At 68.7% G+C, this 19,137-nt stretch carries 10 protein-coding genes; 9 read left to right on the top strand and 1 reads right to left on the bottom strand.

Going from position 1 to position 19,137, the window contains the following annotated elements; translation table 11 throughout:
- Nucleotides 1–4 precede the first annotated feature (4 nt).
- A complete protein-coding gene (locus ACAM54_RS10295) occupies nt 5–442 on the bottom strand; it encodes an Hsp20/alpha crystallin family protein (protein WP_369650616.1) in 438 nt (145 codons plus the stop codon).
- A gap of 269 nt (nt 443–711) precedes the next feature.
- Here ACAM54_RS10295 and ACAM54_RS10300 point away from each other — a divergent pair, with 269 nt between their 5' ends.
- The 9 genes from ACAM54_RS10300 (at nt 712) to ACAM54_RS10340 (ending at nt 18,839) form a co-directional block, all read left to right on the top strand.
- Nucleotides 712–1,068 carry a hypothetical protein gene (locus ACAM54_RS10300; RefSeq protein ID WP_369650617.1) on the top strand — a complete coding sequence of 119 codons (357 nt, stop codon included), beginning with the start codon at nt 712–714 and terminating at the stop codon, nt 1,066–1,068.
- 105 nt (nt 1,069–1,173) lie between these two features.
- The gene (locus ACAM54_RS10305) at nt 1,174–1,494 is read left to right on the top strand and encodes a hypothetical protein (RefSeq protein ID WP_369650618.1); all 321 of its coding nucleotides are present in this window, start codon (nt 1,174–1,176) and stop codon (nt 1,492–1,494) included.
- Nucleotides 1,495–1,668: 174 nt separating this feature from the next.
- Entirely contained in the window at nt 1,669–3,567 is a 1,899-nt protein-coding gene (gene glgB / locus ACAM54_RS10310; RefSeq protein ID WP_369650619.1) for a 1,4-alpha-glucan branching protein GlgB, read from the top strand.
- The gene (locus tag ACAM54_RS10315) at nt 3,564–5,615 is read left to right on the top strand and encodes an alpha-1,4-glucan--maltose-1-phosphate maltosyltransferase (RefSeq protein ID WP_309934211.1); all 2,052 of its coding nucleotides are present in this window, start codon (nt 3,564–3,566) and stop codon (nt 5,613–5,615) included. The genes glgB and ACAM54_RS10315 overlap by 4 nt, the downstream gene beginning before the upstream one ends.
- 10 nt (nt 5,616–5,625) lie before the next feature.
- Entirely contained in the window at nt 5,626–8,955 is a 3,330-nt protein-coding gene (treS, locus tag ACAM54_RS10320) for a maltose alpha-D-glucosyltransferase (protein ID WP_369650620.1), read from the top strand.
- 67 nt (nt 8,956–9,022) lie between these two features.
- Nucleotides 9,023–9,757, top strand: a complete 735-nt coding sequence (locus tag ACAM54_RS10325; RefSeq protein ID WP_192322700.1) for a hypothetical protein — start codon at nt 9,023–9,025, stop codon at nt 9,755–9,757.
- A 25-nt stretch (nt 9,758–9,782) separates the two neighbouring features.
- A complete protein-coding gene (glgX, locus tag ACAM54_RS10330; RefSeq protein WP_369650621.1) occupies nt 9,783–11,948 on the top strand; it encodes a glycogen debranching protein GlgX in 2,166 nt (721 codons plus the stop codon).
- The gene (treZ, locus tag ACAM54_RS10335; RefSeq protein WP_369650622.1) at nt 11,945–13,786 is read left to right on the top strand and encodes a malto-oligosyltrehalose trehalohydrolase; all 1,842 of its coding nucleotides are present in this window, start codon (nt 11,945–11,947) and stop codon (nt 13,784–13,786) included. The genes glgX and treZ overlap by 4 nt, the downstream gene beginning before the upstream one ends.
- Nucleotides 13,779–18,839: a malto-oligosyltrehalose synthase gene (locus ACAM54_RS10340; RefSeq protein ID WP_369650623.1), complete on the top strand. Its 5,061-nt coding sequence runs from the start codon at nt 13,779–13,781 to the stop codon at nt 18,837–18,839. The genes treZ and ACAM54_RS10340 overlap by 8 nt, the downstream gene beginning before the upstream one ends.
- Nucleotides 18,840–19,137: the final 298 nt, after the last annotated feature.

Consider the following 19,137-nt stretch of genomic DNA (forward strand, 5'->3'; position numbering starts at 1 on the left):
GTCATCACTGAACGGTGATGCGCCGCGGCTGCGACGAGGCCTGGCGCTGCACGGTGATGTGCAGCACGCCATCGCGGTACTTGGCGCTCACGGCGTCGGGGTCGGCATCGTCGGGCAGGGTGAGCACGCGGCGGAACGAACCCTCGAAGCGCTCGTTGATGTGCACGGCCGCCTTGGCATCGGACCCGGGCAGGTTGTTGGCGCGCTGGCCGGCAATGGTGAGCAGGCCGCGCTCGAGGTTGACTTCGAGGCTGGACGGGTCGACACCGGGCGCGAACGCGTAGATCTCCACCGTCTGCGGCGTGCCGCCGATGTTCAGGGCCGGGAAGCCGTTGCGGCCGAAGCCCCGGATGGTCGGAGACAGATCGAAGGCCTGCTGCATCTCGCGCTGCAGGCGATCCATCTCTGCAAACATGTCGCGCGGAAACAGGGATCGGTACATGGCGAAAACCTCCATTCAAAACAACAGGTTGAACGGCGCGCCGGAGGCGTGCGTCTCCAGCGCTTCCGATCAGCGAAATAGGCGCTCGCTGCGGGTTTTCAAGGGGGGATGTCCGGGGGGGCGGTAACCCGATTGCCCAGGTGCTATGAAGGCCGATGCCGCAATTGAAAAAAACTCGGCTCGAGGCCTCTTGAACGGGCGCCGCGCGCACCTAAATCGATCCTCGTCGAAATCGTCAATCGTCATTCCAAACCTGAAGGAGATTTGCCATGCCGATGGACCTGCTCAAGCAGATTGCCGCATCCCGCCTGCCCGTGTCTTTCCGCACGCTCAAGGAGATCGACGAGGTCAGGATCCTGCGCCAGGCGGGGCTCGTGATTGCACTGATTCCGGCGCCAGCCGACCCCCTGAAGCTCGCAGGCAGCGAGCCCGCGGCGCAGGTGCTGGCCATCACCGAGAAAGGACGCGAGGAGCTCGTGCGGATCCGCTACCCGGGCGAGCTGCCACAGCCCGGAGCCGGCTCCCGGGGCCCGAAGAACTGGCTCGGCGCAAGGCGCTTCGGACATGCATTGCAGCAAGTCTTACCAGCGCGAAGCCGCGATTCGCGCCCCTCGCAGGGCTTGTAGGCCGCATCCTTCCTGAACATGCGCGCAAATCCATGCCGCCGGATGCGTGGTTCCGCGCTGAATCCGATTCGCTCATGCAAGCGAAAAATTCATCAGGAGACAGACATGGACTTCGAAGGCATCTATTGCTTTGACACGGCGGCCGTCCGCTTCGCGATCTACCCGGACGGCCACGATGGCGCACGCGTCATCGGGCAGATTTCGGAGGAAACCCTGCATGACGTGTTCGGCACCAGGAACCTGGGCGACCGCCTGCTGGAAACCTGCAAGGCGCACTTCGATGTCATTGGCGCTGCGGCGCTCAAGCGCTACCGCGCCGACCCGAACCAGCCGATCGTGCTGACGGTGGACGATTTTTCGCGGCGCCTTTCTCCCCGGTCCGGGGGCTCGCAAACCGCACCGCAGGCCACGCCTCTGGCTGCCTGAAAAACGCCGCGCCCCCCATCGCGTGATGGGCAACTCTCCGACACGGCAAGGAGGTTTCAGCCTTACCCGCTGCGCCCGGATTCTTTGCAAATTGTGTGCTCAGGCCTTGTGGACGCCGAAAGCGTGTTCCGTTGGACACCCGGTCGCTGGCCTTCATGCAAGCAAGGAACACCGGTGCCAGTGACCCAACTGCTTTCAGAGCCTGAGGCGCAAGACGCCTACCTGTTCCGCGAAGGAACGCATTCCCGCCTGTACGACCTCATGGGTTGCCACCCGCTGAAGGAGGGCGGCGCGCGCTTTGCGGTGTGGGCGCCCAACGCGGAATCGGTGACGGTGGTCGGCGACTGGAACCATTGGTCCGGCGACGCCGATCCGCTGGCGCCGTCCGCGGACGGCACCGGCATCTGGCTGGGCCGCGCGCCCCATGCCGCGCCGGGGCAGGCCTACAAGTACCGCATCCGTTCGCGCTTCGGCGGCTACACGGTCGACAAGGCCGACCCGGTCGCGTTCTGCGCAGAGCTGCCGCCCGCCACGGCCTCGCGCATCTGCGAACTTTCTTATGACTGGAAGGACGCCGACTGGATGGCCACGCGGGGCGCGCGCAATGCGCTCGATGCGCCGATGTCGGTCTACGAGGTGCACCTGGGCTCGTGGCGCCGCCGCGAAGGCCGCTTCATGGGCTACCGCGAGATCGCGCATGAACTCGCGGCCTACGTGAAGGAGATGGGCTTCACGCACGTGGAGCTCATGCCGGTGACGGAGCATCCGTTCTACGGCTCCTGGGGCTACCAGACCACCGGCTACTTCGCGCCCACGGCGCGCTACGGCTCGCCGCAGGACTTCATGTACCTGGTCGATCACCTGCACCAGAACGGCATCGGCGTGCTGCTGGACTGGGTGCCTTCGCACTTTCCGGCCGACGAGCACGGCCTTGCGTTCTTCGACGGCACGCACCTCTACGAGCATGCCGATCCGCGCCAGGGCTTCCACCCGGAGTGGAACTCCAGCATCTTCAACTACGGCCGCGCGGAGGTGCGCAGCTTCCTGGTGTCGTCGGGCCTGTTCTGGCTCGACCGGTACCACGTGGACGGGCTGCGCGTCGATGCGGTCGCGTCCATGCTCTACCTGGACTACGCGCGCCAGCACGGCGAATGGATTCCCAACCGCCATGGCGGCCGCGAGAACCTGGAGGCGATCGACTTCCTGCGTACGCTGAACCGCGCGGTCTACCGCGAGTTCCCCGACGCGATCACCGTGGCCGAGGAATCCACCGCCTGGCCGCGCGTCTCGCGGCCGACCGACATGGACGGGCTGGGCTTCGGCGAGAAATGGAACATGGGCTGGATGCACGACGTGCTCGCCTACATGAAGCAAGAGCCCATCCACCGCAAGTACCACCACCACAAGATGACCTTCTCGCTGGTGTATGCGTTCCACGAGAACTTCGTGCTGCCGCTGTCGCACGACGAGGTGGTGCACGGCAAGGGTTCGCTGCTCGGCAAGATGCCCGGCGACCAATGGCAGCAGTTCGCCAACCTGCGCGCGCTGTTCGGCTTCATGTGGGCGCATCCTGGCAAGAAGCTGCTGTTCATGGGGGGCGAGTTCGGGCAGCGGCGCGAGTGGACGCACGACGGCGAGCTCGAATGGTGGGTCTGCGAGCTCGAAGACCATGGCGGCCTGCAGCGGCTGGTGGCGCAGCTCAACCGCGTGTACCGCGGCGCGCCCGCGCTCTACCAGCAGGATTTCTCCGCATCGGGTTTCGAATGGGTGGCGGCCGACGATGCCGACGCCAGCGTGTTCGCCTTCCTGCGCAAGCCGCGCGACGGCCATCCGCCGCTGCTGGTCGTCAGCAACATGACGCCGGTGCCGCGCACCAACTACCTGCTGGGCGTGCCGCTGCCCGGCTTCTGGAGCGAGCTCATCAACACCGACGCCGTCGAGTTCGGCGGCTCGGGGTGGGGCAACCTTGGCGGCGTCGAGGCCGCCCCCGTGCGTTCGCATGGCCGCATGCACTCGGTGTGCATGACCCTGCCGCCGCTGTCCACGCTGATTCTCGAACACCGGCCATCATGATGAAACTGTTCGCAAACCCGCAGGCGCCCGCGGCTTCCGTGGCGCCCGATGTGCGCGACGGCAACCGCCGCGCGGTCATCGATGCCGTGCTGCCGTCGGTGGACCACGGCCGCTTCGCCGTGAAGTGCATCGTCGGCGAAAGGGTGCAGGTGAAGGCGCACTGCTTCACCGACGGCCACGACGTGCTGCGCGTGCAGCTGTGCTGGCGTCCGCAGGGCAAGGCCGAGTTCCGCGAGGTGCCGATGAAGCCGCTCGTCAACGACGTGTGGGAGGCGTCCTTTGCGCCGCCCGCGCTCGGACGCTACTTCTACACCGTGGTGGCCTGGGTCGATCCCTTCGAGTCGTGGCGCCATGAAATGACGCGCCGCGTGGACCCCGACGACGTGCGCATCGCCTCGCAGGTGGGCGCGCTGGAAGTGGCGGGCGCGGCCGAGCGGGCCGAGGGCGCGGACCGCCAGGCGCTGGCCAACTGGGCCACCGAGCTCGATGCCGTGGCAGCCGACCCCGGCGCGGACGTGTCGGCGCTCAAGGCGCTGGCGCTGGACGAAGAGCTCGCCATGCTGGCGCGCCGGCACCCCGACCGCCGGCACGAGGTGCGCTTTTCCCTCGAGCTGCCGCTGGAGGCCGAGCGCGAGCGTGCGCGCTTCAGCACCTGGTACGAGCTGTTCCCGCGCTCGGCCGGCACCACGCCCGGCGTGCACGGCACCTTCAAGGACGTGGAGGCGCGGCTGCCCGCCATCGCGGCCATGGGCTTCGACGTGCTGTACTTTCCGCCGATCCACCCGATCGGCCGGCTGCAGCGCAAGGGTCCCAACAACGCGCTGGCCAGCGGGCCCGACGATGTCGGCAGCCCCTGGGCCATTGGCGCGGCCGAGGGCGGCCACAAGTCCATTCTTCCGGCGCTGGGCACGGCGGAAGACTTTCGCCACCTCTGCGCAGAGGCCGCCTCGCACGGGCTGGAGATCGCGCTGGACATCGCCTTCCAGTGCGCGCCCGACCATCCCTACGTGAAGGCGCATCCCGACTGGTTCCGCTGGCGCCCCGACGGCAGCGTGCAGTACGCGGAGAACCCGCCCAAGAAGTACCAGGACATCTATCCCTTCAACTTCGAGAGCGAGGACTGGCGCGGCCTGTGGGCCGAGCTGCGCAGCGTGATCGAGCACTGGATCGGCGAGGGCGTGCGCATCTTCCGCGTCGACAACCCGCACACCAAGGCCTTCGCATTCTGGGAGTGGGTGATCGGCGAGATCCGGCGCGCGCATCCGGAAGTGATCTTCCTGGCCGAGGCCTTCACGCGGCCGAAGGTGATGCACCGGCTTGCGAAGCTGGGCTTCTCGCAGTCCTACACCTACTTCACCTGGCGCAACACCAAGCAGGAGCTGGTCGAATACTTCACCGAGCTTTCCACGCCGCCCGGCGTGGACTACTTCCGGCCCAACGTGTGGCCCAACACGCCCGACATCCTGCACGAGCAGCTGCAGGGCGGCGAAGCCTCGGTGTACATGGCGCGGCTGGTGCTTGCCGCCACGCTCGCGGCCAACTACGGCATCTACGGGCCGGCCTACGAGCTGCGTGACCACCGGCCGCGCTCGCCCGGCAGCGAGGAATACCTGGACTCCGAAAAATACCAGCTGCGCCACTGGAACCACGACGACCCGGGCAGCCTGGCGCCGTTCATCACCCGCGTGAACCACATCCGCCGCGAGAACCCGGCGCTGCACCGGGACCGCGGCCTGCGCTTCCTGCGCATCGACAACGACCAGCTGCTGGCCTATGCCAAGGTCTCGGAGGGCGGCGACAACGTGGTCGTGACGGTGGTCAATCTCGATCCGCACAACGTGCAGTCAGGCTGGCTCGAGCTCGACCCCCAGAGCGTGGGCGTCGACCGTTCGCGCCCGTTCCAGATGCACGACCTGCTGAGCGGGCAGCGCTTCATCTGGCAGGGCGGCTGGCACTACGTCAAGCTCGATCCGCACAGCGTGCCCGCGCACATCTTCGTCGTACGGCGGCGCCACGGCGACGAGCGCGACTTCGACTACTTCCTGTGAGGCCGCAACGATGAACGCCCCTGTCTCCCACATCGCGCTCGAAACGGTAGAGATCGACATCAGCGACGACCCGCTGTGGTACCGCGACGCGGTGATCTACCAGCTCAACGTCAAGGCGTTCTTCGACTCCAACAACGACGGCATGGGGGACTTCAAGGGCGTGACGGCCAAGCTCGACTACGTGAAGGAGCTGGGCGTCAACACCATCTGGCTGATGCCCTTCTATCCGTCGCCGCTGCGCGACGACGGCTACGACATCTCGGCCTACGAGGACGTGAACCCGCAGTACGGCACGCTGGACGACTTCCGCGAAATGCTCGACGCCGCGCACGAGCGCGGGCTGCGGGTGATCACCGAGCTGGTCATCAACCACACCTCGAGCGACCACCCCTGGTTCCAGGCCGCGCGCCGCGCACCGCCCGGCTCGCCCGAACGCGACTTCTACGTGTGGAGCGACACCGACCAGCTCTACCAGGGCACGCGCATCATCTTCACCGACACCGAGACTTCCAACTGGGCCTGGGACCCGGTGGCCAAGGCCTACTACTGGCACCGCTTCTTCAGCCACCAGCCGGACCTCAACTTCGACAACCCGGCCGTGCTCGAAGCCATCTTCAAGGTGATGCGCTTCTGGCTCGACATGGGCGTGGACGGCTTCCGGCTCGACGCCATTCCCTACCTGGTGGAGCGCGACGGCACCAGCAACGAGAACCTGCCCGAGACCCATGCGGTGATCAAGAAGGTGCGCGCCGCCATCGATGCGCAGTACAAGAACCGCTTCCTGCTGGCCGAGGCCAACATGTGGCCCGAGGACGTGCGCGAGTATTTCGGCGATGGCGACGAGTGCCACATGGCGTACCACTTTCCGCTGATGCCGCGCATGTACATGGCCATCGCGCAGGAGGACCGGCACCCCATCGTCGAGATCATGGCGCAGACGCCCGACATCCCGGAGGGCTGCCAGTGGGCCATCTTCCTGCGCAACCACGACGAGCTCACGCTCGAGATGGTGACCAGCAAGGAGCGCGACTACATGTACACCATGTACGCGGCCGACCTGCGCGCGCGCATCAACCTGGGCATCCGCCGGCGCCTCGCGCCGCTGATGGAGAACGACATCGACCGCGTGAAGCTCATGAACGGCATGCTGCTGTCGATGCCGGGCTCGCCCATCATCTACTACGGCGACGAGATCGGCATGGGCGACAACGTGTTCGTGGGCGACCGCAACGGCGTGCGCACGCCCATGCAGTGGAGCCCCGACCGCAATGCCGGCTTCTCGCGCGCCGACCCGCAGCGGCTGTACCTGCAGCCCATCATGGACCCGATGTTCGGCTACGAGGCGCTCAACGTGGAGGCGCAGGCGCGCGACAGCAGCTCGCTGCTCAACTGGACCAAGCGCATGCTGGCCGTGCGCAAGACCAGCCATGCCTTCGGCCGCGGCAAGCGGCGCTTCCTGAAGCCGGGCAACCGCAAGATCCTGGCCTACCTGAGCGAATACGACGAGGACATCATCCTCACGGTGTTCAACCTGTCGCGCGCCGCGCAGCCGGTGGAGCTGGACCTCTCGGCCTTCAAGGGCCGCGTGCCCATCGAGATGCTGGGCCGCGCGCCGTTCCCGCCGATCGGCGAGCTTCCCTACCTGCTCACGCTGGCCTCGTACGGCTTCTACTGGTTCAGGCTCACCTCCGATGCCGAGATGCCCAGCTGGCACCAGGAGGGCGTGGCGCTGCAGGAATGGCCCACGCTGGTGCTGTTCGACGGCTGGACCAGCTTCTTCCGCGACCGCGTGATGCCCTGGCGCATCGGCATGTCGGAGCGCATGCGCAACCAGTTCGAACTGGAGACGCTGCCGCGCCACATCGAGATCCAGCGCTGGTATGCATCGAAGGGCACCGCCATCGAGCGCGCGCGCCTGGCCGACCACGTCATCTGGGAGGCAGGCCCGCTCAGCTGGATGCTGCCGCTGCTCGAGCTCGACGGCCCGCCCGGCGGCGCCACCTACTTCATGCCGCTGGCATTGGCCTGGGAAGAACGCGACGAGGAGCGCATGGCCGGCGTCGCGCAGGCCGCGCTCGCCAAGGTGCGGCAGCAGGCGCAGGTGGGGCTGATGGGCGATGCGTTCTACGACGAGGCCTTCTGCCGCGAGCTGGTGCTGGCCATCCGCAGCGGCCTGGATCTGGAAACCACGCAGGGACGGCTCAGGTTCCGCGCGACGGCCGCTTTCGCCGAGGTGGAGGCCGACATCGCGAGCCTGCCGGTCGGCCGGCCCAGCGGCGTGAGCAGCAACACCGTGGTCACGCTCGACGAGACCCTGTTCCTCAAGGGCTACCGCCACCTGCGCGAGGGCCTGAACCCCGAACTGGAGATGGGCCGCTTCCTGACCGAGGTGGCCAGATATCCGCACTGCGTTCCGGTGCTGGGCGCGCTCGAATACACCGGCAACGACGGACGCACCATGACGCTCGCCATGGTGCAGTCCTATGTGTCGAACCAGGGCGACGGCTGGGACCACACGCTGGGCTACCTGGAGCGCTTCCTGCGCGACTTCGCCACCACCGACGGCGCGCTGCCGGACCCGATGGCCGTGCACGGCGGCTTTCTCGCGCTCATGGCCACGCTGGGCCGGCGCACCGCCGAGCTGCACAAGGCGCTGGCGCTGCGCACCGGCGCGGCCGCCTTCGACCCCGAGCCGCTGCTGGACAGCGACATCGCGCACTACGCGGAGCAAGCCCGCGCCGACGCCGCCGCTACACTGGCACTGCTGCGCGAAAGGCTGGCCCAGCTGCCGGCACCGGCGCAGCCCGACGCCCAGGCCCTGCTCGCCATGGAGGACGCGCTGCAGGACGCCGTCGCGGCGCGCCGGCCGCAGGCCCAGGGCGGCATCAAGAGCCGCTACCACGGCGACTACCACCTCGGGCAGGTGCTGCTGCAGGACAACGACTTCGTCATCATCGACTTCGAAGGCGAGCCCGCGCGCAGCTTCGACGAGCGCCGCGCCAAGGGCTCGCCGCTGCGCGACGTGGCCGGCATGCTGCGCTCGTTCAACTATGCGCGCTGGGCCGCGCTGCGGCGCGTGGCGCAGAGCGTGGAGGAGGCCGCCTACCTGGGGCCGCCGGCGGCCGCCTGGGAGCAGTCGGCACGCCAGGCCTTCCTGGACGGCTACATGGAGGCCGGCGCGGGAGAGCAGGCCATCCGCATCGACGCCGACCTGCTCGCGCTGTTCGAGACCGAGAAGGCGCTGTACGAACTGCGCTACGAGCTCAACAACCGCATCGACTGGGCGCAGGTGCCGCTGAACGGCGTGCTCGCCCTGCTGCAGGTGGAGCGGCCCGGTTGATGCTTGCACCGCATTCACCGCATTCACCGCCTTCGTCCGCCACCGCAACCACCTACCGGAGAGACACATGGACCGATTTGGCATTCACCTGGAGCCGCTGAACGCAATGCTTTACCAGGTCGGGGCCTTCGTGCCCCGCCTCGCAATTGCATTGGTGGTGGTGCTTGCCGGCTGGCTCATCGCCAAGACCGCGCGCTTTGCGGTCACCAAGGCGCTGCGCGCGATCAACTTCAACGTGCTGACCGAGCGCGCGGGCCTGGACAACTTCCTGCGCCAGGGCGGATGGCCGGGCGACACCTGCAGCCTCTTCGGCGTGCTGGCGTATTGGCTGGTGATCTTTGCGGCGCTGCTGCTGGCCTTCAACGGCATGGGCCTGAGCTACATCGCCGACCTGCTCGGGCGCGTGGTGTGGTTCGTGCCGAACCTCTTCGTGGCCCTCTTGGTGCTGGCCTTCGGTTCTTACTTTGCCCGCTTCGTGGGAGAGGCGGTGTCGAGCTACTTCCGGGGCGCGCAGATGCGCGACGCCATGCTGCTGGGGCAGATCGCGCGCTATGCGGTCATGGCCTTCGTCATCCTGATCGCGCTGGACCAGGTCAAGGTGGGCGGCGACATCGTGCGCGAAAGCTTCCTGGTGATCCTGGCGGGCGTGGTGTTCGCGCTGGCGCTGGCCTTCGGCCTGGCCGGCAAGGACTGGGCGGCCGAGCAGATCGAGCGCTGGTGGCCGCGCCTGCCGAAGGACAGCAACAACAGCGGCGCGGCCAGGCCCAAACCGAATCCGCTCGACGAGCGCCCGCCGCGCTGAAATTTTTTCTCCCACATCCCATTTGATGACACGCAGCAGCCAACGCAATCCGATCTCTGCCGTCTGGCCGGGGCGCCCCTATCCGAGGGGCGCCAACTGGGACGGGGAGGGCGTGAACTTCGCGCTTTTTTCCCAGCATGCGCAAGGGGTGGACCTGTGCCTGTTCGACGACAAGGGCCGCCACGAAATCCAGCGCATCCCGATCCGGGAGCGCACCGACGGCGTGTGGCACTGCTACCTGCCCGAGGCCCGCCCTGGCCAGGCCTACGGCTACCGCGTGCACGGCCCCTACAAGCCGGAAGAGGGCCATCGCTTCAATCCGCACAAGCTGCTGGTCGATCCCTACGCGAAAGACCTGGTGGGCGAGCTGCGCTGGGGCGATGCGCTCTACGGCTACACCGTCGGCAGCAAGCGCGAAGACCTCTCCTTCGACCGCCGCGACAGCGCGCCGCTCGTGCCCAAGGGCCGCGTGCTGGAGCCCGCCTTCACCTGGGGCGACGACCGCCGGCCCTCGGTGCCCTGGCAGGACATGGTGATCTACGAGCTGCACGTGCGCGGCTTCACCATGCGCCACCCCGACGTGCCGGCCGAACTGCGCGGCACCTACGGCGGCCTGTGCTGCGCGCCCGTGGTCGACTACCTCAAGCGCCTGGGCGTGACCACCATCGAGCTGCTGCCTGTGCACAGCTTCCTCAACGACCGGCACCTGGCGGAGAAGGGCCTGCAGAACTACTGGGGCTACAACTCGCTGGCCTACTTCGCCCCCGAGACGCGCTACAGCGCCTCGGGCAAGGTGAAGGAATTCAAGACCATGGTGAAGACGCTGCACTCGGCCGGCATCGAGGTGATCCTGGACGTGGTCTACAACCACACCTGCGAGGGCAACCAGCTCGGGCCCACGCTCTCGATGCGCGGCGTGGACAACGCCTCCTACTACATCATCAACGCCGAGCACCGGCGCTACTACGACGACTTCACCGGCTGCGGCAACACCGTCAACCTGGAGCATCCGCATGCGCTGCAGCTGGTGATGGATTCGCTGCGCTACTGGGCCGAGGAAATGCACGTCGACGGCTTCCGCTTCGACCTGGCCTCGGCATTGGCACGCGAGGCCGGCAAGGTCGAGAACCTGGGCGGCTTCTTCGACGCCATCCGCCAGGACCCGACCCTCAACCGCGTCAAGCTGATCGCCGAGCCCTGGGACCTGGGCCACGGCGGCTACCAGGTGGGCAACTTCCCGCTCGGCTGGGCCGAATGGAACGACCGGTACCGCGACGGCATGCGCGGGTTCTGGAAAGGCGATCCGGGCGTGATTGGCGAGGTCGGCAAGCGGCTCACCGGCTCGGAAGACCTCTACGGCTGGTCGGGCAAGCGGCCCAACGCGAGCATCAACTTCATCACCGCGCACGACGGCTTCACGCTCAACGACCTGGTCTCCTACAACGACAAGCACAACGAGGCCAACGGCGAGGACAACCGCGACGGCAGCAACCACAACATCTCCTGGAACTGCGGCGCCGAAGGGCCGGCGGAGGACCCCGAGATCGCGGCGCTGCGCGAGCGCCAGAAGCGCAACCTGCTGGCCACGCTGCTGCTGTCGCAGGGCGTGCCGATGCTCCTGGCCGGCGACGAGCGCGGCCACACGCAGAACGGCAACAACAACGCCTACTGCCAGGACAACGACATCAGCTGGATCGACTGGACGCCCACGCCCGAGCGGCAGGCGCTGATCACCTTCGTGGAGCGCACCATCGCGCTCCGGCGCGCCCATCCTTCGTTCCGGCGCCGCAGCTTCTTTGCCGGCAAGCCCTCGGAGGCCGAGAGCGTGACCGACGTGGTCTGGCTCCGGCCCGACGGCGCCGAAATGCGCCCCGAGGACTGGAGCGACGCCAACGCGCGCTGCCTGGCGATGTACATGTCCGGCGGCGGCATTGCCGACCGCGGGCCGCGCGGCGAGGCGCTGCACGACGATGATTTCCTGGTGCTGTTCAACGCGCACCACGACGAGATTTCATTCACCCTGCCGCCCGCACCCTACGGCGCATGGCGGCTGCTGCTCGACACCGCCAGCGGCACCCCGCCGCCCGCCACGGAGGACGTGGCTGCGCTCGCGCCCGCCTGGTCCGAGCCCGCCTATCCGCTGCAGTGCCGCTCGCTGGTGGTGCTGAGCCGGCCGGACGTGCGGCCATGACGTGCAGCCGCATCCACCGCATGCCGTTCGGCGCCACGCTGCGCGCCGATGGCGCTGTGGACTTTGCGCTGTGGGCGCCGGCCGTGCACGGCGTCACGCTGGTGCACACGCCGGCCGGCGGGAAGGAGGCCCTGCACGCCATGGCGCAGGACGCGGACGGCTGGCACCGCCTCACGCTCGCCGAAGCGCGCGCTGGCGACCTCTACGCCTATCGGCTGCCCGACGGCACCACCATGCCCGACCCGGCCTCGCGCTTCAATCCGCAGGACGTGCACGGCCCGAGCCAGGTGGTCGATCCGGCCCGCTACGCATGGGCCAACACCGCCTGGCGCGGCCGCCCGTGGCACGAGGCCGTGGTCTACGAACTGCACGTGGGCACCTTCACCGAGGAAGGCACGTTCCGGGCCGCGCGCGAACGGCTCCGCGAGCTGGCGGAGCTGGGCATCACCGCGGTCGAGCTCATGCCGCTCGCGGATTTTCCCGGTGCGCGCAACTGGGGCTACGACGGCGTGCTGCAGTTCGCGCCCGATGCCAGCTACGGCACGCCCGATGAGCTCAAGGCCCTTGTCGACGCTGCGCATGCGCTGGGCCTGATGATGCTGCTCGACGTGGTCTACAACCACTTCGGGCCGGAGGGCAACTACCTGCATGCATGCTGCCCCGAGTTCTTCGATGCGAGCGAGCACACGCCATGGGGCGCGGCCATCAACTTCGACGGACCGGGCTCGCGCACCGTGCGCGACTTCTTCATCCACAACGCGCTGTACTGGGTGGAAGAGTTCCACTTCGACGGCCTGCGCATGGATGCGATCCACGCCATTCGCGATTCATCGCCCAGGCACATCGTGCAGGAGATCCGCGAGGCGCTGAACGCCGGGCCGGCACGCGAGCGGCAGGTGCACCTGGTGCTGGAGAACGACGCCAACCAGGCCTCGCTGCTGGCGCGCGACGGCAACGGTCTGCCCGTGGCGGGCACGGCGCAGTGGAACGACGACCTGCACCACGCCGCGCACGTGCTGGCCACCGGCGAGCGCGACGGCTACTACGCCGACTATGCCGACGACGCCGCGGCCCGCTTCGCGCGCGCGCTGGCCGAAGGCTTCATCTACCAGGGGCAGCCCTCGGCCTTCCGCGGCGGGGAGCCGCGCGGCGAGCCCAGCACGCAGCTGCCGCCGGTGGCGTTCGTGTCCTACCTGCAGACCCACGACCAGGTCGGCAACCGCGCGTTCGGCGAGCGCATCCATGCGCTGGGCGATCCGGCGCTGGTGCGCGCCGCGCTGGCCTGCGTGCTGCTGTCGCCGCATGTGCCCATGTTCTTCATGGGCGACGAATTCGCGGCCTCGTCGCCGTTCCTGTACTTCTGCGATTTCGGCCCCGAACTGGCCTCGGCCGTGGCCGAAGGGCGCCGCGCGGAGTTCGGGCGCTTCGCGGCCTTTGCCGACGAAGCCGCGCGCGCGCGCATTCCCGATCCCAATGCGGAGCAGACCTTCCAGGCCTCGAAGCTGCGCTGGCGCGAGCGCGGCACGCGGGTGCATTTCGCGCAGCTGTGCGAGGTGCAGCAATTGCTCGATGCGCGCCATCGCCTGCTGGTGCCGCACCTGGCCGGCACGCACGGCGCGGGAAGCCATGGCTGCGAAGAGGGGCTGGTCCGGGTTCAGTGGAAGCTCTCGGGCAAGCGTCTTCATCTGCTTGCGAACCTTGGCGCGCAGCCTGCGGTGGAAGCCGCCGCGCCTGCGGGCATGGTGCTCCACAGCCGGGGCGCCGCGGCCGTTGCCGCGGGCCTGCGGCTCGAGCGCGGCGCCGTGCATGCCACGCTGGAGGACATGGCCGGTGGCTGATCCGGGTCATTGGGCTCACGATGCGCTGGAGCGCCTGTGCCGGCACTACGGCATCTCGGCGGCCTACCACGACGCCTTCGGAACGCTGCGCCATGCAACGCCCGAGAACCTGGCCGCGCTGCTGGCCGAGTTCGGCGTGCAGCCCGGTGCCGCAGTCGGCGAAGAGGCCGATGCGTCCTCCACGTCCGCCATGCCGCCGGCGCAGGTGGTGCAGGCGCATGCATCGCACTGGTCGCTGCAGCTGCCGCAGCGCTCAGGCAGCCTGCGCTGGCGGCTGCGCGACGAGCGGGGGCTTGTGCGCCAGGGCGAAGCCGATGCGCAGCCGTGGCCGCACGGCAGCTGCACGCTGCAGCTGGCCGAGCCGCTCGCGCCCGGCTACCACTGGCTGCAGGTCGACGGGCTGGCCGGCGAGACCATGCTCATCGCTTCGCTCGGCCGCTGCTACCGCCCATCCGCCGTGCAGGATGGCGGCCGCGTCTGGGGGCCGGCGCTGCAGCTCTATGCGCTGCGCTCGGCGCGCAACTGGGGCATCGGCGATTTCGGCGACCTGGAGGCGCTCGTCGACCGCATGGCCGGGCAGGGCGCCGACCTGATCGGCCTGAATCCGCTGCATGCGCTGTTCCCGACCGATCCGCCGCGCGCCAGCCCCTACAGCCCCTCGTCGCGGCAATGGATCAACGTGCTGTACGTCGACGTCGAGGCGGTCGAAGACTTCGCCGCCTGCGAGGCCGCGCGCCGGCACGTCGAATCGCCCGGGTTCCAGGGCCGGCTCGCGGCGCTGCGGGCCGCGCCGCTGGTCGACCATGCCGGCGTGGCCGCCGCCAAGTTCGAGGTGCTGGAGCTGCTGTTCGAGCACTTCCGCGCGCGGCATCTTTCGCCGGCCGGCGCTCCCGATGCGCGCGGCGCGGCCTTCCTGGCCTTTGTCTCGGCGCAGGGCGAGCCGTTGCACCAGCACGCCTTGTTCGAGACGCTGCAAGCCCACTTCGCCGCCGCCGATCCGCAATGCTGGGGTTGGCTCGCCTGGCCTGAAGCCTACAGGCAGGCGGATTCGCCCGAGGTGCAGGCCTTCGCGGCCGAGCAGGCCGAGCGGCTGCAATACCACCAGTACCTGCAATGGGTGGCCGAACGCCAGCTTGCGCGCGCGGGCGAACGCTGCAAGGCGCTGGGCATGGGCATCGGGCTCTACCTGGACCTGGCCGTTTCGGTGGACCGCGGCGGCTCCGACGCCTGGTCCGCGCGGCACTGCTTCGCAGTCGGCGCGAGCATTGGCGCGCCGCCCGACGAGTTCAATCCGGCCGGGCAGAACTGGGGCCTGCCGCCGCTGCGCCCCGACCACCTGCGCACGCACCACTACCAGCCCTTCGTGCAGATGCTGCGCGCCAACATGCGGCACGCCGGCGCGCTGCGCATCGACCACGTGATGGGGCTGATGCGCCTGTTCTGGATTCCGCCGGGCCGCTCGCCGCACGACGGCGCCTACGTGCGCTACCCGGTCGAGGAGATGCTGGCCATCGTGGCGGTCGAGAGCCACCGGCATCGCTGCATGGTGGTGGGCGAGGATCTGGGCACGGTGGAAGACGCCATGCGCGAAGCGCTCGCACGCGCCGACGTGCTCTCCTACCGGCTGCTCTATTTCGAGAAGCAGCAGGGCGGCGGGTTCACGCCGCCTGCGGACTATCCGGCGGCCGCGCTGGTGGCCATCAGCACGCACGATCTCGCCACGCTCGCGGGCTGGTGGTCGGGCCACGACCTGCGGCTGCGGCTGGCGCTCGGGCTCTTCCCCGAACCCCGGCTGCTCGATGCGCAGCTGCTGGACCGCGCGCAGGAACGCATCCGGCTGATGCTGGCGGTGCGAGAGGCGGGGCTGCTCTCCGCCGACGAGGCGGCACAGGCGCTGTCGCTCGCAACGCCTTCGCCGCGCGTCATGCAGGCGGTCCACGCGTTCCTGGCCGCGGCCCCGTCGGCCCTGATGGTGTTCCAGCTCGAGGACGTGGCCGGCGAGGTGGAGCAAGCCAACATGCCCGGCACCACCGACACGCATCCCAACTGGCGGCGCAAGCTGGCGCCCACCGTGCAAGAGCTGGCGGCGGGCGAGGTGATGCGGGGGCTCACGGAACAGCTGCGCGCGATTCGCCCGCGTCGCAGCCTCGGCGCGGAAGGAGTGCCGTCAACGCTGCTGCAGGCGCGCGTGCCGCGGGCCACCTACCGGCTGCAGTTCCACCAGGGCTTCGGCTTCGACGATGCCATCCGCGTGCTGCCCTACCTCGCGCAGCTCGGCGTGAGCCACGTGTATTGCTCGCCCATCCAGCGCGCCCGCGCCGGCAGCACGCATGGCTACGACGTGGTGGCCCATGCCGAGGTCAACCCCGAGCTCGGCGGCGCCGAAGGCTTTGCGCGCTTCGTCGACGCGCTGCAGGCGCACGGGCTCGGGCAGCTGCTCGACATGGTGCCCAACCACATGGGCGTGCTCGGTGCCGACAACGCCTGGTGGATGGACGTGCTGGAGAACGGCCCGGCTTCGCTGTTCGCGCATCACTTCGACATCGACTGGCAGCCGCTCAACAAGGAGCTGGCCGGCAAGGTGCTGCTGCCGGTGCTCGGCGGCCATTACGGCGAGGTGCTCGCTGGCGGGGAACTGGTGCTGCACTTCGAAGCGGTGCAGGGCAGCTTCGCGCTGCGCTACTTCGACCACCGGTTTCCGCTCGCGCCCGAAAGCTATCCCGTGGTTCTTGCAGGCGCATTGCCGCACCTGAAGGATCCGACGCTCGCGGCGCAGCTCGCCAGCCTCTCGGCGGCCTTCGGCCACCTGCCGGGCCGCCGCGCGCAGACACCTTCGGAATGCACCGAGCGCGTGCGCGACAAGGAGCTCTTCAAGGCCCGCCTCGCGCATCTGGCCGAGGCGCATCCGTCGCTCGCACGCGCCGTGCTGGCCGCGGTGGCGGAGTTCAACCTGGCCTCGGACGAGGCGCGCGACCAGCTGCACCGGCTCATCGACCTGCAGGCCTACCGGCTCGCCTACTGGCGCGTGGCGGCCGACGAAATCAACTACCGGCGCTTCTTCGACATCAACGACCTGGCGGCGGTGCGCATGGAGCGCGACGAGGTGTTCGAGGCCACGCAGTCCTTCGCGCTCGACCTTGCCGCGGCCGGCGTGGTGGACGGCTTGCGCATCGACCATCCCGACGGCCTGTACGACCCCGCGCGCTACTTCCGGCAGTTGCAGGAGGGCTATGCGCGCCGCGCGGGCATCGTGCTGCCGGCCACCGGCCCGGACGGCCGGCCGCCGCGCCCGCTGTACGTGGTGGCCGAGAAGATCGCGGCCTCGGAAGAAGAGGTGCCGGTCGAATGGCATGTGCACGGCACCACCGGCTACCGCTTTGCCAACGTGGCCAACGGCGTGCTCGTGGACACCGCCGCAGCCGACGCCTTGCGGCAGGCCTGGCACGGCTTCACGGGCGAGGCGCAGGACTTCGATTCGGTGGCAAGGTCCGGCAAGCGCGAGGTCATGCGCAGCGCGCTGTCGTCGGAACTCAACGTGCTCTCTGCCGAACTGCTGCGCATCGCGCGGGCCGAGCGCGGCACGCGCGACTACACGCTCAACGCGCTGCGCCGCGCGCTCGCGGAAGTGGCAGCCTGCATGCCGGTCTACCGCACCTACATCGTCGACGCGCCTTCCGCGCAGGATGCGCATTTCATCGACGCCGCCACCGAGGCCGCCGAGCGCCAGAGCGTCGATGCCGACCGCTCCGTCTTCGCCTTCGTGCGCCGCTCGCTGCGCGGCGAGGCCGCGGCCGCGCATGCGCCACCGGCGCTGGCCGAGCGCGTGCGCCGGTTCGCGATGCGCTTCCAGCAGTTCAGCGCGCCGGTCGCGGCCAAGGGCGTGGAGGACACTTCGTTCTACCGCTACTTTCCGCTCAGTTCGCTCAACGAGGTCGGCGGCGAGCCCGACCAATTCGGTTTCGACGTGCCAGAGTTCCATGCATTGAGCGCCGACCGTGCACGGCACTGGCCGCACACCATGCTCGCGACCTCCACGCACGACAACAAGCGTTCGGAGGAAGTACGCAACCGCATCGACGTGCTCTCCGAAATGCCGGGCGAGTGGCGCGACGCGCTCGCGCGCTGGCACGCGCTGTGCCGCGGCGGCGAGCCGGCGGGCGCGGCGCCTTCGCGCGCCGACGAATACCTGCTCTACCAGACCCTGCTCGGCACCTTGCCCTTCGGCGGCCTGGATGCCGCCTCCGCGCCAGCCTACGCCGCGCGCGTGTGGCAGTACATGCAGAAGGCCGCGCGCGAAGCCAAGCTCCACACGCGCTGGACCCAACCCGACGCACCGTACGAGGCGGCGCTCGAGGGCCTGGTGCAACGGATCCTGTCGGACCTGTCGGAGGGCGGCTGCCTTGCGGACATCCAGCGCATGGCCAATCGCCTCTCATGGTTCGGCGCGTGGAACGGCTTGACGCTCACGCTGCTGAAGTACGGCTCGCCGGGCGTGCCCGATCTCTATCAGGGCGGCGAGCTCATCGACCTGAGCCTGGTCGATCCCGACAACCGGCGCCCGGTGGACTATGAACTGCGCAGCCGGCGGCTCGACGAGCTCCACGCGATGGCCGATGGGCCTGACCTGGCCACGCGTGTGCAGGCGCTTGCCGAGGCGCCGCACGATGGCCGCGCGAAGCTCTGGTTCATCTGGCGGCTGCTGTCGATGCGGCGCGAGCGTGCGGCGCTGTTCCGCGAAGGCAGCTATGAAGGGCTCGCGGTCGAAGGACCGCTGGCGCGGCATGCGGTGGCCTTTGCGCGCAGGCATGAAGGGCGGACGCTGGTGGTGATGGCGGGGCGGTTGTTTGCCGGGGTGGCGCGCGCCGGGGCGAGTGGTGTGCCGGAGCTTCCCGTTGCGGATGCGTGGCGGGGGACGAGGGTGGTGCTGCCTGAGGATCTTGAAGGCGCAACGTTGGTGAACGTGCTCACCGGGGAATCGCTGGCTGACGAGGGTTGCACCGTATCGCTGGAAGAAGCGTTCTGCCGCATGCCCTGGGCGGCGTTCAAGGGCTGAGCAACTGATTCATCGAGCCATTAGCGCAGATCTGTGCCACTCGGTCGGCTGAACAGCCGTAATGAGGCAACAGCACTCGCGAACTTTCATAGCGCACGCCTCTGATCCTGTGCATCCGGCCAATCAGAGAATCTTCACCAGAGGTGATGTTTTTGGGTCGGCCGCTTCACGTTCAGTTGCTGAGCCACAAAGCAAGCAGCGCGAGCAAATACACAAGCACCAAGAAGCAATTCCCGGGTAGCTGGCTGCGTTCCATGTGCGTTCTCCAGTGAGGTGGACAACCGGCGCCGCTTGTTTG

Source organism: Variovorax sp. V93, assembly GCF_041154485.1.
GTDB classification, from domain to species: domain Bacteria; phylum Pseudomonadota; class Gammaproteobacteria; order Burkholderiales; family Burkholderiaceae_C; genus Variovorax; species Variovorax beijingensis_A.

Excerpts from the sequence above, each read along its gene's own strand:
- ACAM54_RS10295 (WP_369650616.1), bottom strand. The coding sequence starts at position 442 with ATGTACCGATCCCTGTTTCCGCGCGACATGTTTGCAGAGATGGATCGC.
- ACAM54_RS10300 (WP_369650617.1), top strand. The coding sequence starts at position 712 with ATGCCGATGGACCTGCTCAAGCAGATTGCCGCATCCCGCCTGCCCGTG.
- ACAM54_RS10305 (WP_369650618.1), top strand. The coding sequence starts at position 1,174 with ATGGACTTCGAAGGCATCTATTGCTTTGACACGGCGGCCGTCCGCTTC.
- ACAM54_RS10315 (WP_309934211.1), top strand. The coding sequence starts at position 3,564 with ATGATGAAACTGTTCGCAAACCCGCAGGCGCCCGCGGCTTCCGTGGCG.
- treS (WP_369650620.1), top strand. The coding sequence starts at position 5,626 with ATGAACGCCCCTGTCTCCCACATCGCGCTCGAAACGGTAGAGATCGAC.
- ACAM54_RS10325 (WP_192322700.1), top strand. The coding sequence starts at position 9,023 with ATGGACCGATTTGGCATTCACCTGGAGCCGCTGAACGCAATGCTTTAC.
- glgX (WP_369650621.1), top strand. The coding sequence starts at position 9,783 with ATGACACGCAGCAGCCAACGCAATCCGATCTCTGCCGTCTGGCCGGGG.
- treZ (WP_369650622.1), top strand. The coding sequence starts at position 11,945 with ATGACGTGCAGCCGCATCCACCGCATGCCGTTCGGCGCCACGCTGCGC.